We start from the raw sequence: 14,981 nt of genomic DNA, 5'->3' as shown, positions 1-14,981 counted from the left end.
ATATGGAAATTTACTTAGTAAGACATGGTGAAACCATAGAAAATTCAAGAAAAACTTATTATGGATCATTAGACTGTATTTTAAATGAAAATGGGGTCAATCAGGGATTAATTCTTAAAGAAAAACTAAGTAATATAAAATTTGATGCCATGTATTCTAGTGAAAAATTGAGAGCTAGAAAAACTTTAGAATTAATAGGATATAACAAAAATATAATACTTGATTCAAGACTAAATGAAAGAGATTTTGGATGTTTTGAAGGAAAAACTTTTAAGGAAATAAATGAAGAATTTAAAGAAGAATATGATGAATGGATGAGTAACTGGAAGGGATTTACACCCCCTTCTGGTGAAAATTTCTATGACTTTTATGTAAGAGTTAAAAACTTTATGGAAGAACTTAAAGAAAAACAGTATGAAAGAATAATAATTACAACTCATGGAGGAGTTATTAGAGCTATATACTGTTACATATTAGATGGTAATTTAGATTATTATTGGAAGTTTGCATCAAAAAATGGTGATATAACAAAGATTAAATTTGAAAACAATTATTTTTACATAGATAGTATAGTGCCACTAGTTTAACATGTTATAAATATAGGCACATTAGAGTTTATTACAAAAGAATTAAGTTTAAACAAAGGTGAGGTGGATTCTATATGTCAAAGATTACGTTAGTAACTGGAGGAAGTAGAAGTGGAAAAAGTTCATTTAGTGAAAAACTTTTAAAGCATACAGATGATGTTTTATATATTGCTACTGCTATAGTTACAGATAAAGAAATGGAAGATAGGATAGAAAGACATAGAAAAGGAAGAAATCATAAATGGGAGACATTAGAAAGTTATGAAGATTTACACGAAAAAATCTCTAACTACACGGAAAAATATATTTTGTTAGATTGTGTAACTGTTATGACAACTAATATTATGTTTTCAAAGTATACTGATTACGAAAATTTATCACAAGAAAAAATAGATGAAGTTTGTGAATATATAAAGCTTCAATTTAGAAAACTAATAGATAAAGTAAAGGATGAAGATAAAGAAATTATCATGGTAACAAACGAAGTAGGTTGGGGATTAGTACCTGAATACAAATTATCTAGAATATTTAGGGATATAGCAGGGTTTGTAAACCAACATATAGCAGAATTAAGTGATGAAGTATATTTGGTAAGTTGTGGGCTCCCTTTAAAACTTAAAGGATAGGAGAATTTATAAATGGAAACAATAGTTATTCTACAAATTTGTTTATTAGCATTAATATTTGTACTAGGAGGAATAAGAAATAAGAAGTATCCGTTCAATAATTTTTTACTGATACTACAATTTATAACAAGATTACCATTGAAGATAAGCTTAAGTTGTGAAAAAGAAAATTTTAAAAGCGGTACATTATATTTTCCAGTAGTGGGAATAATAATAGGATTTATTCAATATTTAGTTTTTATAATATTAAAGCCAATTATTCCAATTGAAATAGTGGCAATATTTACAGTTTTAACAGGAGTACTAGTTACAGGAGGGCTTCATATAGATGGATTAGGTGATACATGTGATGGATTCTTTGCTTTTAAAGGTGAAGAAAGAATTATTGAAATAATGAAAGATAGTAGAGTTGGTACCTTTGGGGTATTAGCTGTAATATTTGACATGATTTTAAGAATAAGTGCTATATCAGTTATAGGGGAAAAAGGTTTAGAGGTTTCCATAATAGCTGTGCCATGTATAACAAGGGCATTTACTATTTTAGCATGTTATATTGGAAAGCCAGCAAAACCTAAGGGTACTGGAAATCTATATATAGCTAATACAAATTTAACATATTTAATTGGAGCAATATCTATAGGGTTCTTAGTAGGAAATTTATTATTAGGTATAAAGCCAGTAGCTATATTAATGGCAAGTGCTTTAATAATTACAATTGCATTTAATAAATTTTCTAAGGTTAGAATAGGTGGCCATACAGGAGACACAATAGGTGCAAATAATGAATTAGTAGAAATTATTTTATTTGTATTATGTGCTAGCTTTTTAATCTAAAATATGTAGATTATTTTAAAATTATTAAAATGTTTTAAAGGAGATAAAAAAATGAAGCAGGGGATATTAGTAGTAAGTTTTGGGACAAGTTACCCAGATGCACTAAAAAATTCAATAGAGAATATAGAAAATAAAATAAGAGATAATTTTAAAGAATATGAAATTGTAAGAGCATTTACATCACATATGATATTGAAAAAAGTAAAGAATAGAGATGGAGTTCATATATTCAATGTAGAAGAAGCTTTAGAATATATGAAAAATGAAAAGTTTGAAAAAGTTATAGTTCAACCGTTACATCTTATAGCTGGTGAAGAATATAATTATGTAACAAAAGTTGTTAATGCATTTAGAGATAAGTTTAAATATATTGAGCTAGGTAGACCGGTATTTTTTTATCAAGGCATAGAACATTTACCACAAGATTATTCTATTTTTATACAATCTATAAAAGATATATTACCAAGAGAACAGGGAACGGTTTTTTTAGGACATGGAACAACTCATCCAAGTAATGCTTCATATGGATGCCTTCAATATGTGCTTGAAAATCAGGGATATAACAATGTATTTATAGGTACAATAGAAGGGTATCCAGGATTTAAGGAAGTTTTAGAAAAAGTTAGAAGAAGAGGTTTAAAGGAAATAACATTAATACCATTATTGGTTGTCTGTGGAGATCATGCAAGAAATGATATGGCATCAGATGAGGAAGATTCATGGAAGTCCATGTTTGAAAAAGAAGGTATAAAAGCAAATATATTATTAAAAGGTCTTGGAGAAATAGATAAGTTTGCAGATATATATGTTGATCATATAAAAGATGTTATCCAAGGAGAGATACTTGGAGAAGGTGAAACTAAGAAGGGAGATATATAATATGGCAAAAATAATGGTACAAGGAACTGGATCAAATGTTGGAAAAAGTATTTTAGTAGCAGCCCTATGTAGAATATTTAAACAAGATGGTTTAAGTGTATGTCCATATAAATCTCAAAACATGGCATTGAATTCGTATATTACAATGGATGGCAAAGAAATGGGCAGAGCTCAAGTGCTTCAGGCATATGCAGCAGGAATCGAACCACAAGTATATATGAATCCAATACTTTTAAAACCATCTTCAGATCATAATTGTCAGGTAATAGTAAACGGCGAAGTATATTCAAATTCTTCTGCAAAAGAATATCATAATTTAAAACCTAAATTTTCAAATATGTTAAAAGAAGAATTTGAGAAAATTGAAAAACAATTTGATGTAATAGTAATGGAGGGTGCAGGTAGCCCAGCAGAAATAAATCTTAGAGATAGAGATATAGTGAATATGGGAATGGCAGAACTTGTAGATGCGCCAGTTGTAATAGTTGGAGACATTGACAAAGGTGGGGTTTTTGCATCATTAGTTGGAACAATGGTACTTTTTAGTGATGATGAGAGAAAAAGAGTAAAAGCAACAATTATTAATAAATTCAGAGGAGATATAGATATATTAACTCCAGGAATAGAAATGCTTGAGGAAAGAACAGAAGTACCTAATTTGGGAGTAGTTCCACATTTTAGGCTTCAATTGGAAGAAGAGGATGGTGCTGTTGAAGAGATAAATACAGAAATAAAAAATAAAATAGATGTAGCTGTAGTTATGTTACCTCATATATCTAATTTTACAGATGTTGATGCTATTAAAGCAGAGGAAGATATATCTGTAAGATTTATAACTAGCCTAAATGAATTTAAGAATCCTGACTTACTAGTTATACCAGGAAGTAAAAACACAATAGGAGACTTAAACTATTTAAGAGAAAGTGGGTTAGAGGATAAAATAAAGCATTATGAAAAACAAGGTGGTATGGTACTTGGAATTTGTGGAGGATATCAAATGCTTGGAAAAACATTAGATGATCCACATAATGTTGAAAGTATGAGTGAGACAACAGAGGGACTAGGAATATTAGATGCTCATACAGTTTTTGAAAAGAAGAAAATAACTACAAGAGTTAATGCAGAATTACTTCCATATGGTGCAGAAAAATTATCAATGGATACAATAAAAGATGATTTATATGGATATGAAATTCATATGGGAACTACAACATACGGAGAAAAGGGTAAGCCTCTATTTAACATAACAAGCAGAAATGGTGAAGCTGGAACATGGGAAGATGGAGCTATAAATGAAAAAGGAAATGTAATGGGGACATATATACATGGAATATTTGATGGAATATCCTTTAGGGAAGCATTAATGAACAAACTTAGAATCAATAAAGGATTAGACCTTAAGAAGTCTGGAAGGTATGAAGCTTTAAGAGAAGGAGAGCTTGATAAGCTTGCAGATATAGTAAGAAAAAGTTTAGATATGAATAAAATATATGACATTATAGGGATTAAACCTAAACAATAACAGTAGAAATTAACAAAGGAGGGGAAGAGTCTATGGGTTTTATTATAGATTTAATAATAGCAACAATATTAGATTTTATTATAGGAGATCCATATTGGTTTCCTCATCCTGTTATTTATATAGGAAAGTTAATAAGGTTTTTAGAGAATAAGGGAAGAGAAAAAATAAGTAATAAATATAATTTGAAAAAATATGGATTGTTTATAGTTATAACTGTATGTTTACTTACATTTTCAATACCATATGTATTACTGTTAATTTTAAAACCATTTCCTTATGTATATCATTTGGTGAATATATTGATTTTGTGGACAACTATAGCAGCTAAATGCCTGCATGTTGAAGGAAAAAAAATTTATTATTCACTAGAAAAAAATGATATAGAAGATGCAAGAGTGAAGCTTTCATATATAGTTGGCAGGGATACTACTCAGCTTAGTAAGAATGAAATAATTAGAGCAGATGTGGAAACAATTGCCGAAAATGCTTCAGATGGAATTATAGCTCCATTGTTTTATGCCATGATTGGTGGAGCACCTCTTGCAATGATGTATAAAGGTATAAATACAATGGATTCAATGTTAGGATATATGAATGAAAAATATAAGGATATAGGATTTTTCCCAGCAAAAATAGATGATGTGTTAAATTTTATACCAGCCAGACTCACAGGAGCATTAATGTGTTTTGTAAGTCCAATAGTAAGAGGAAATATAATTAATTCATTTAAAATAATGATAAGAGATAGAAAAAACCATAAGAGTCCTAATTGTGCTTATCCTGAAGGTGCTTGTGCAGGAGCATTAAGAGTACAGCTAGGAGGAACAAACGTGTATTTTGGAGAGGTAATGAAGAAGCCAACCATAGGAGATAAAATAGTAGAATTAGATAATATTCATATAGATGATTCTATAAAACTAATGTATGGAACAGAAATTTTATTTTTAATAGTATATACAATATCGTTATTATTAATAATTAATTTATAGAACGAATCTTCATTTGGGTGGTAGCTATGAGATAAATCAAAATAATTTTAGAAATTAGGTGATTTAATGAGTAATGAAGAGTTTATACATGGTGGGGATATATACACACACGGAATATTAAAGGGAAAAAAACTTATTGATTTTAGCTCAAACATAAATCCATTAGGAGTTCCAAGTGGATTTAAAGAAAATATAGAAGAAGCTTTTGAAATGGTTGAAAGATATCCAGATATAAAATATAGGGAATTAAAAGATAATATAATAAAATATTTATACAAATATTGGGGTACAACATTAGAACATAAAAATTTGATATTAGGTAATGGTGCATCAGAGATTATAGATTTATCTATAAGAAGATTAAAAAAGGTTGTAATACCTGCTCCTGCTTTTTCTGAATATTCTATTTCATGTGAAAAGTGGGGATGTGAAATTATAAATTCTGCATTATTAAGTAACATGGATTACGACTATGAAGATATAATTTTGAAATTGGAAAAAGCAGATGGAGTAATACTTGGAAATCCTAATAACCCTAATGGCGGAATTTTAAACAATGATAAATTTAAAGAAATTTTAGATTTATGTGAGGAAAAAAACAAGTTAGTTATAGTAGATGAAGCTTTTATAGAATTTGCAGAAGAAAATGCCACTGTAATAAATTATTTAAAAAAATATAGAAGTTTAATAATAATACGTGCGCTAACTAAATTTTTTGCAGTTCCAGGAATTAGATTTGGATATGGAATTACATTTAATGATGAAGTGATTAAATATATGAATGAGAATCAAAATCCTTGGAATATAAATTCTTTTGCAGAATTATGTGTGAAATATGCTCTTATAGATGAAGAATACATAAATAATTCTAAAGCATGGATAAGGGAAGAAAAAGAATATATGCTTAAGGAATTAAATAACATAAATATAATTAGGAAAGTTTACATAACACATAGTAATTATATATTATGTAAGCTGAAAACATGTGATTGTGAGGAACTTTATAGCTATTGCTTTAAAAATGGGATAGTAATAAGGCGAGCAAATAATTTCATAGGTTTAAACAATGAATATGTAAGGTTTGCTATTAAGAATAGGGAATTAAATGATAACTTAATAAATACGCTAAAGGCTTTTAAATAGTTTTAATATTAAGGAGGTTTTCTATATGAAATCTTTGGTTATAGCCTCTAATGGAAGTGGGGGAGGGAAAACCACATTTACATTAGGATTAATGATGGCTTTGAAAAAAAGGGGATATGATGTCCAAGGATATAAGGTTGGTCCGGATTATATAGACACAGCATTTCATAGTGAGATAACAGGAAAAACTTCTAGAAACTTAGATTTATTTTTAATGGGAGAAGAAGGTGTAAAATCCAGTTATTCAAGAGGAAAAGGTGATATTGGAGTAATTGAAGGTGTAATGGGATTATATGATGGGAAAGGGATAGATACTAGCTATTCAACATACCATTTGTCAAAAACATTAGATAATATGCCAATAGTACTAGTTATAACTCCTAAGGCTCAAAGTGTTACATTATGTGCTGAACTTAATGGATTAAAAAATTTTAGAAATGCCAATATAGTAGGTGTTGTTTTAAATGGAGTAAGTGAAAAGTATTATACATTATTAAAAGCTGCAATAGAAATGAATTGTGATATTAGAGTTTTAGGTTATTTGGAAAAAAATGAAGATCTTAAACTTGAAAGCAGGCATTTAGGACTAGTACAGAGTGTAGAAGTTGACGATTTGATTGGAAAAATAGAACTTTGTAGCAATCTTATTGAAAAAACAGTTGATTTGGATTCCATTATAGAAAGCTTAAAAGAGTTTAAATACTGTAGTGATAAATTCCATCTAAAAAGTATTGGACTTAAAACGGCTGTAGCTTATGATGAGGCATTTAGGTTTTATTATAAAGAAAACATAGAACTTTTAGAAGAACTTGGAGAGATTCAATATTTCAGTCCATTAAATGATGAAAAAATACCAGTGGATATAGATTTTCTTTACTTAGGTGGAGGTTATCCAGAAGTATTTAAGGAAAAACTGCAAAATAATATTTCAATGAGAAACAGCATAAAAAATGCATTGGAAAATGGTTTGAAGTGTTATGCAGAGTGTGGTGGACTTATGTATCTAACAGAAGAAATAGATGGCTTTAATATGGTTGGATTTCTAAAAGGAAGATCTTTTATGACAAAAAGATTAAATAGATTTGGATATGCTGCTGTAAATATGGAAAATTATAAACAAAGTGAAAAAGTTATCAACATAAATTGTCATGAATTCCACAAATCAATGGTTGAGTTGTGTGAAAACAAAGTATATTCAGTGGAAAAGCAAGGTTATAATGGTGATAAAATTAATTGGACATGTGGATATTATAAAAATAATACATTAGCTGGATATCCTCATATACATTTTTTCGGAAATATAGATTTTATAAAAGCACTAGTTGGTGTTAAGGGGGAGTAAATAATGAATTATGTAAAGGTACCAATGGATATAGAAAAAGGAAGTTTTGAAATTATAGGTAAGGAAATGGGGCCTCATAATTTTAATGATGAGGAACTGCAAATTATAAAGAGAGTTATACACACTACAGCAGATTTTGAGTATAAAGACTTAGTTAAAATAAATAATAATGCAATAGAAGTAGGTAAGAACTTATTAAAAAAAGGAGTAACAATATATACTGATACTAATATGGCATTATCAGGAATAAATAAAAGAGCATTAAAAAAATTAAATTGTAATGTAAAATGTTTTGTTGATTTAGATGATGTTCACAAAATAGCTAAAGAGAGAGGTATAACACGCTCAATGGCTGGAGTTGAGAAGGCTGTAGAAGATAAAGTAGAGATATTTGTATTTGGAAATGCACCAACAGCTTTATTTAGATTAATGGAGCTTATGGATGAAAATAAAGCAAATCCAGGTCTTATAGTAGGTGTACCAGTAGGATTTGTTGGAGCTGAAGAGAGTAAGAGAAAATTAGAAAAATTAGATATACCACATATAACTATTAGAGGAAGAAAAGGTGGAAGTACAGTAGCAGCTTCTATAATAAATGCTCTTATGTATATGGTTGTAGAAAGATAATAAAGGTAATAAAAATATGTTAGATCTATATGTAAATAGCAATGGAAAAAAGTTAAGATGTGGATACACAACAGGTTCATGTGCTACAGCAGCAGCAAAAGCAAGCACCTATATGTTATTTAATGACGAAGAACTAAAAGAAATAACTATAGATACACCTAAAGGGATAAAATTAACAATACCAATAAAAAATATCAAAAGAGCAGAAAATTATGTGGAGTGCTGCATTATAAAAGATGGAGGAGATGATATTGATGCAACCCATGGATTAGAAATATGGGCAAGAGCAGAAATATCATGTAATGGATATATACTCCAAGGTGGTAAGGGTGTTGGAACAGTTATGGGGGAAGGCCTATATATAAAAAAAGGAGAGCCGGCTATAAATCCAGTGCCACGACTTATGATAGAAGAGGAAGTTAAAAGGGTTACTCCTAGAGGAAAGGATGCTAAAATAACCATTTTTGTTCCTAGAGGAGAAGAAATTGCTAAGAAAACATTTAATCCAAGACTTAATATAGTTGGAGGAATATCAATACTGGGAACTTCAGGAATTGTTTATCCTATGTCTGAAGATGCAATCAAAGAATCTATAGCTATAGAAATAAAACAGAAAGCATTAAATTATAAAAACTTAATACTGGTTTTTGGAAATATGGGAGAGAATTTATGTAAAACACTAGGCTATAAGGAAGATAATATAGTTGTAATCTCAAATTATGTTGGGTTTGCTTTAGATACATGTATTGGAGAAGGGGTAAAGTCAATAAAAATAGTTGGGCATATAGGAAAGATGAGCAAAATAGCCTTTGGATGTTTTAATACCCATAGTAAAGTATGTGATGTAAGATTAGAAGTTTTAGCTTTAGAACTTACACTTTTAGGATATGATAGAGAGCTTATAGAAAAGGTACTGAAAGAAAAAACAACAGAAGGCGCTGTTAAGCTTTTAGGCCATGGGTATAAACAGTTATACGAAAATATAGGCACTAAAATCAAGGAGAGAATAGAACTTAGAGCTTACAAGGAGCTTAGTGCAAGTGTGATTATGTATTATGGATCAACAGACCCTAAGATATTATGTACATTAGTTTAAAAGTAAGTTACAAATTTTTTGAGTGACAAGTGGCAAGTTAATGATGAAATTTTCTTAGGAAGATTTTGAGGATAGGTGAATTGTTATGGTTAATATTGTTGGGATAGGACCAGGAAATAGAGATTATATATTACCTAAAGCTATAAGTGTTTTAAATAATAGCGATTATGTAATAGGATTTTCAAGAGCAGTTGAGTCTATAGAATTTTTAAACTGTAATAGTATAAAAGTTAAGTCACTAAAAGAAATACTATCAATAATAGAAGAAAAGAAAAATATTAATATCAGCATTATTGCATCTGGAGACCCTACCTTTTATGGAATAACAAATTATATAAAGAATAATTACCAAGGAAATATAGAAGTTATTCCAGGAATAAGTTCATTTCAGTATTTAACATGTAAAATGGCATGTAGTTGGAATGATGGTTTTTTAGGAAGTCTTCATGGAAGAGAAGCTAAATTCATAGAATGTGTAAAAAACAATAAAGTATCAATTTGGCTTACAGATAATGAAAATACACCAAATTTTCTTTGCGAGAAATTAGATAAAGAAAATATAAATTGTAAAGTAATTGTAGGGGAGAATTTATCTTATAGTGATGAAAAAATAACTGTAGGAAATCCAAGGGATATTAAAGAAAATAAGTATTCTTTCCTTAGTATTATGATAGTAGAGGTGGAAGATTGATGTTTATAAAAGATGAAGAATTTATAAGAGGAAAGTGTCCAATGACAAAAGAAGATATAAGAATTCTTTCTATTGCAAAACTTAATTTGCAAAGGGATTCTAAAGTTCTAGATATAGGATCTGGAACAGGAAGTATGACAGTACAAAGTTCTAAATTTTGCAATGAAGGAATTGTTTATTCAATAGAAAGAGATGAAGATGCTATAGATACTACATTAAGGAATTTAGATAAATTCAAATGTAATAATGTTGAATTTTTGCAAGGTGATGCCATAGGTTTTCTTAATGGTTTTATAAAAAGTGAAAAGTTCTTAGAGTGGTTTGATAGTATATTTATAGGCGGAAGTGGTGGAGATTTAGATGAAATAATTCACTGTTGTCATAGACTTTTAAAGGACAAAGGTACAATAGTTTTAAATTTTATCACATTAGATAATGCATATAAAGCTATTGAAGTATTAAATGGACTAAACTATAAGGTTGATATAACTTTGGCTAATATAAGTAAAAATAGAGAGCATACATATATGATGATTTCAAACAATCCAATATTTATATTACAAGGGATAAAAGAGGAGGAGCATTAATATGGGGAAATTAATAGGAATAGGTGTAGGACCAGGGGATAAAGAACTTATAACATTAAAAGCATTGAAAGCTATAGAAAATGCAGATGTAATAATAGCACCAACTGCTATGGAAAATGGTGTTAGTATTGCATTGGAAACAGTTAAAGAATATATAAAGCCTAATACAGAAGTAATGATTAAGCATTTTCCTATGGGAAAAGATGATAGAGAAGAAAAAGCATATGAAGCTTATAAAACTGTAGAGGAATTAGTTGAAACTAAAAAGACAGTTGTGTTCTTAACTATAGGAGATCCATATGTTTATAGCACATATATTCATATGTTAACTCATATGGAAAAGAAAGGATTTGATGTTGAAACAATACCAGGAATAACTTCATTCTGTGCAGCAGCTAGTATAATAGATAGACCTTTGGTTATAGGAAATGAGCCGTTGTTAATAATACCGGCAAATAGGGTTAAAGACATAAGAGATGAAAAATATGTTGTAATAATGAAACTTTATAAGGAAGAAGAAAATGTAATAAGCTTTTTAGAAGAAAAAGGTTTTGATTATGTTTATGTGAGTAGAGCAGGTAGAGAAGGACAAAGGGTACTTAAGAATAAAGATGAAATATTAAAATTAAGAGATTATATGTCATTAATAATAGCAAGTAGATAGGAGGACAAAAAATATGGTTTATTTTATAGGTGCAGGTCCAGGGGATGTAGATTTAATAACAGTAAAGGGAAGAGATATTTTATCAAAGGCAGATATAGTAATATATGCAGGGTCCTTAGTTAGCAAGGAGCATATGTCGTTTTGCAAAGGGAATTCAAAAATATATAATTCAGCTGAAATGACATTAGAAGATGTTATAGAAGTTATGAAAAATTCAAGTAATGAAGGTAAAGATATAGTTAGATTACATACAGGAGATCCTGCTATATATGGAGCAATAAAAGAACAAATGGATGAGCTTGATAAGTTAAATATAGATTATAAAGTTATACCAGGGGTTAGTTCATTTTCAGCAGCAGCTTCTAGTATAAAAAAGGAATTTACACTTCCTTCAGTTACACAAACTGTTATATTAACAAGGGTTGAGGGAAGAACTCCAGTACCAGAAACGGAAGATTTAGAAAGACTAGCATCTATAGAAGCATCTATGGCTATATTCCTTTCAATATCAATGATAGATAAGGTTGTTGAAAAGTTAAGAAGAGGATATAAAAGGAATGTAAATATAGCAGTAATAGAAAGAGCAACATGGGAAGATGAAAGAGTCATCATTGGAACATTAGATGATATAGCTGAAAAGGTTAAGGAAGCGGGAATTACAAAGTGTGCTCAGATTTTAGTTGGAGATTTTATAAATTGTGATTATGAAAAAAGTCTTTTATATGATAAAAAGTTTACTCATATGTTTAGACAAGGTGTTGAATAGGAAGTGTTTCAAAAATGATAGGCGTTATAAGTGTAACATCTAAGGGAGATAAAATAGCGGAAGATTTAAAGAGTCATATGAATATCATGTTATTTTCAAAAAAACAAATTACAGATTTTAACTTAATGAACATAACAGAAAATCTAATGAAGACTTGCAGTGGAATTATATTTATAAGCTCAACAGGTATTGCAGTAAGAGCCATAGCTCCATACCTAAAAGGAAAAGAAAAAGACCCAGGTATTGTGGTTGTGGATTGTAATTGTAATTATGCAATAAGCTTAGTGAGTGGTCACATAGGTGGTGCAAATGAGCTTGCAATAGAAACTGCAAAAATACTAAATATAAAACCAATAATAACAACAGCTACAGATGGATTAAATGTTATAGCGCCAGATGTTATAGCAACAAAGAATAACTTAGTAATAGAAGATTTGAAAAAGGCAAAGTATATAGCAGCAAGACTTGTGGATAACAATAAGATTTTTTTCAAAGATGACATGAATAAAATCCAAATTCCTAGTGGGTATGAAAGTACTGATATTATAAAAAACAATGCTGTTTGGATAACTAATAAAGCTAGGACTAAGGGTTTTATAAATGATGAAACTGTTTTAAGACTCATAAGAAAAGATATAGTTATAGGAATAGGTTGTAGAAAAAACATTGAATCAGAAAAACTCATAGCTTTTGTATACAAAGCTTTAGAAGAAAATAATATTGATAAAAGAGCTATTTTAAAAATTGGATCTGTTGAAATAAAGAAAGACGAGAGAGCAATAAATGATCTTAGCTGCATTTTAAAGTGCCCTTTTCAAACATTTGCTATAGAGGATATAAAGAAAATAGAAGATAAATATGAAGGTAGCGAATTTGTTTTAAAAACATTAGGAATTAAATCGGTATGTGAACCTTCAGTTGAACTTATGGGAGGCAAAATAATAGTTTCCAAAATAAAGTATGAAGGAATAACTTTAGCTATAGGACAAATTTAAGGAGGAAGTTTAAAATATGGGAAAACTTTATGTTATAGGGATTGGACCAGGTGGAATTGACCATATGTCATTAAAAGCACAGAAGGCAATAGAGGAAAGTAATATAATCGTAGGATATACAAAATATATAGAAATGGTTAAACCTCTTCTTCAAAATAAGGAAATTTTTTCTACAGGAATGAGGGGCGAAGAAAATAGATGTAAGGAAGCTTTAGACTTATCTAAGGACAATGTAGTTTCTCTTATAAGCACAGGAGACAGTGGAATATATGGTATGGCAGGACTTATTTTAGAAATGAGAAAAGATGAAGAGGTACATGTTATACCAGGAATTACAGCTTCTAGTGCAGCTGGGTCAGTTGTAGGGGCTCCATTAATGCATGATAATTGTAACATAAGCTTAAGTGATTTAATGACTCCTTACGAGGACATAAAGAAAAGAGTTAAATTAGCTGCAGAAGGTGATTTTGTAATATCTTTGTATAATCCCAAAAGTAAGGGAAGACCTCATTACTTAAAAGAATGTATAGAAATTATAAAAGAATATAGAAAAGAAGACATACCAGTTGCAGTGGTTAAAAATGCATTAAGAGAAGGGGAAGAAGCTACAATAGTAACACTAAAAGATTTTAATGATGAAATTGTAGATATGTTCTCTATTGTTATAGTTGGAAACTCAAAAAGTTATATAAAAGATGGGCGTTTTATAACACCTAGAGGATATAACATAAGAGGCGAGGAGTAATGATAGGATTTATCCTAGGTACTTCCGAAGGAAAAAAATTATTATCTTTAATAAATAAGTACACTAGTAATATTATAATTTCTACTGCAACTTCTTATGGTGGTGAGCTTTTAAAGGATTATAAATTTAAACACTTAAACACAAAACCTTTAAATGAAGAAGAAATGATGACATTGTTTAAGAAGTTCGATGTGAAAGTTTTAGTGGATGCATCACATCCATATGCAAAAGAAGTAAGCAAGATATGTAATAAGGTGTGTAATGCTTTAAATATAGAGTATATAAGATACGAACGTCCAAGCATATTGGATGGGATTATAAGTGAAAATTTAATTAGAATTACTGAATATAGTGATTTGGGAAAAATACTTAGCAAGATAAATGGGAATATATTAAACACCACAGGAAGTAGAAATATAGAAAAAATAATGAAATTAAATATTAAAAATAGAATAATACACAGAGTACTTCCATCAGTAAAGGTAATGGAAGAGTGCTTTAAATTAGGTGTTAAAGTTGAAGATTTAATTGCTATAAAGGGACCAGTAGGATATGAACTAAATAAGGGGTTTATAGATGAATATAATGCAAAAGCTTTAATATCAAAGGACAGTGGTAGTCAAGGTGGGACCTATGAAAAGTTTAAAGCAGCTAATGATAAGAATATAAAATTTATACTAATTGAAAGAGAAAAAGTGCATTATCAGAATGTATTTAATACTGAAGAAAAGGTTGTAGAGTATATATTGAATTCTACAAAAACATTAATTTAACTAAATAAAACATATTTTTATAAAGAATAAACCATATATTAAGGTGAATTTAAGGTAAAAAATGTTGAATTAGTAAATAAAATGTTATATTATGTAAAGAGTTGAATAATATACA

General features: G+C 29.2%; 17 protein-coding genes. All 17 read left to right on the top strand.

Translation table 11 applies throughout. From position 1 onward, the window contains the following. Positions 1-2: 2 nt before the first annotated feature. The 17 genes from cobC to BM119_RS08265 all read left to right on the top strand — a co-directional run bounded on the left by cobC (position 3) and on the right by BM119_RS08265 (position 14,866). On the top strand, positions 3-587 hold the full coding sequence (gene cobC, locus BM119_RS08345) for an alpha-ribazole phosphatase (RefSeq protein ID WP_090040514.1): 585 nt from the start codon (positions 3-5) through the stop codon (positions 585-587). A 74-nt stretch (positions 588-661) separates the two neighbouring features. After that, on the top strand, positions 662-1,213 hold the full coding sequence (gene cobU / locus BM119_RS08340) for a bifunctional adenosylcobinamide kinase/adenosylcobinamide-phosphate guanylyltransferase (RefSeq protein WP_090040513.1): 552 nt from the start codon (positions 662-664) through the stop codon (positions 1,211-1,213). A gap of 12 nt (positions 1,214-1,225) precedes the next feature. Next, the gene (gene cobS / locus BM119_RS08335; protein WP_090040511.1) at positions 1,226-2,047 is read left to right on the top strand and encodes an adenosylcobinamide-GDP ribazoletransferase; all 822 of its coding nucleotides are present in this window, start codon (positions 1,226-1,228) and stop codon (positions 2,045-2,047) included. Positions 2,048-2,098: 51 nt separating this feature from the next. After that, positions 2,099-2,926 carry a sirohydrochlorin cobaltochelatase gene (locus BM119_RS08330; protein WP_090040509.1) on the top strand — a complete coding sequence of 276 codons (828 nt, stop codon included), beginning with the start codon at positions 2,099-2,101 and terminating at the stop codon, positions 2,924-2,926. Between the two features lies 1 nt (position 2,927). After that, positions 2,928-4,448 carry a cobyric acid synthase gene (locus BM119_RS08325; RefSeq protein WP_090040507.1) on the top strand — a complete coding sequence of 507 codons (1,521 nt, stop codon included), beginning with the start codon at positions 2,928-2,930 and terminating at the stop codon, positions 4,446-4,448. 41 nt (positions 4,449-4,489) lie between these two features. After that, positions 4,490-5,437, top strand: coding sequence for an adenosylcobinamide-phosphate synthase CbiB (gene cbiB, locus BM119_RS08320; protein WP_177199361.1), 948 nt, complete (start codon positions 4,490-4,492; stop codon positions 5,435-5,437). A 66-nt stretch (positions 5,438-5,503) separates the two neighbouring features. Then, positions 5,504-6,580, top strand: coding sequence for a pyridoxal phosphate-dependent aminotransferase (locus BM119_RS08315; protein WP_090040504.1), 1,077 nt, complete (start codon positions 5,504-5,506; stop codon positions 6,578-6,580). 25 nt (positions 6,581-6,605) lie between these two features. Continuing rightward, positions 6,606-7,922 carry a cobyrinic acid a,c-diamide synthase CobB gene (locus BM119_RS08310; protein ID WP_090040503.1) on the top strand — a complete coding sequence of 439 codons (1,317 nt, stop codon included), beginning with the start codon at positions 6,606-6,608 and terminating at the stop codon, positions 7,920-7,922. A 3-nt stretch (positions 7,923-7,925) separates the two neighbouring features. Next, entirely contained in the window at positions 7,926-8,549 is a 624-nt protein-coding gene (locus BM119_RS08305) for a precorrin-8X methylmutase (protein ID WP_090040501.1), read from the top strand. A gap of 16 nt (positions 8,550-8,565) precedes the next feature. Beyond that, on the top strand, positions 8,566-9,645 hold the full coding sequence (gene cbiD / locus BM119_RS08300; protein ID WP_090040499.1) for a cobalt-precorrin-5B (C(1))-methyltransferase CbiD: 1,080 nt from the start codon (positions 8,566-8,568) through the stop codon (positions 9,643-9,645). Between the two features lie 85 nt (positions 9,646-9,730). Then, positions 9,731-10,336, top strand: coding sequence for a precorrin-6y C5,15-methyltransferase (decarboxylating) subunit CbiE (cbiE, locus tag BM119_RS08295; RefSeq protein WP_090040498.1), 606 nt, complete (start codon positions 9,731-9,733; stop codon positions 10,334-10,336). Beyond that, entirely contained in the window at positions 10,333-10,923 is a 591-nt protein-coding gene (gene cbiT / locus BM119_RS08290) for a precorrin-6Y C5,15-methyltransferase (decarboxylating) subunit CbiT (protein ID WP_090040496.1), read from the top strand. The genes cbiE and cbiT overlap by 4 nt, the downstream gene beginning before the upstream one ends. 1 nt (position 10,924) lies before the next feature. Continuing rightward, positions 10,925-11,587, top strand: coding sequence for a cobalt-factor II C(20)-methyltransferase (locus tag BM119_RS08285; protein WP_090040495.1), 663 nt, complete (start codon positions 10,925-10,927; stop codon positions 11,585-11,587). A gap of 13 nt (positions 11,588-11,600) precedes the next feature. Continuing rightward, complete coding sequence (cobM, locus tag BM119_RS08280; RefSeq protein WP_090040493.1) at positions 11,601-12,353, top strand: precorrin-4 C(11)-methyltransferase; 753 nt, start codon at positions 11,601-11,603, stop codon at positions 12,351-12,353. Between the two features lie 14 nt (positions 12,354-12,367). After that, entirely contained in the window at positions 12,368-13,348 is a 981-nt protein-coding gene (gene cbiG, locus BM119_RS08275; RefSeq protein WP_090040492.1) for a cobalt-precorrin 5A hydrolase, read from the top strand. Positions 13,349-13,364: 16 nt separating this feature from the next. Further along, positions 13,365-14,093 carry a precorrin-3B C(17)-methyltransferase gene (gene cobJ / locus BM119_RS08270; RefSeq protein ID WP_090040490.1) on the top strand — a complete coding sequence of 243 codons (729 nt, stop codon included), beginning with the start codon at positions 13,365-13,367 and terminating at the stop codon, positions 14,091-14,093. Further along, positions 14,093-14,866, top strand: coding sequence for a cobalt-precorrin-6A reductase (locus tag BM119_RS08265; RefSeq protein ID WP_090040488.1), 774 nt, complete (start codon positions 14,093-14,095; stop codon positions 14,864-14,866). Before cobJ ends, BM119_RS08265 begins: the two co-directional genes overlap by 1 nt. The last annotated feature ends 115 nt before the right edge of the window (positions 14,867-14,981 follow it).

This window comes from Clostridium frigidicarnis (assembly GCF_900111985.1).
GTDB classification, from domain to species: Bacteria; Bacillota; Clostridia; order Clostridiales; family Clostridiaceae; genus Clostridium_Z; species Clostridium_Z frigidicarnis.
This window is presented reverse-complemented; position numbering and strand designations above follow the sequence as displayed.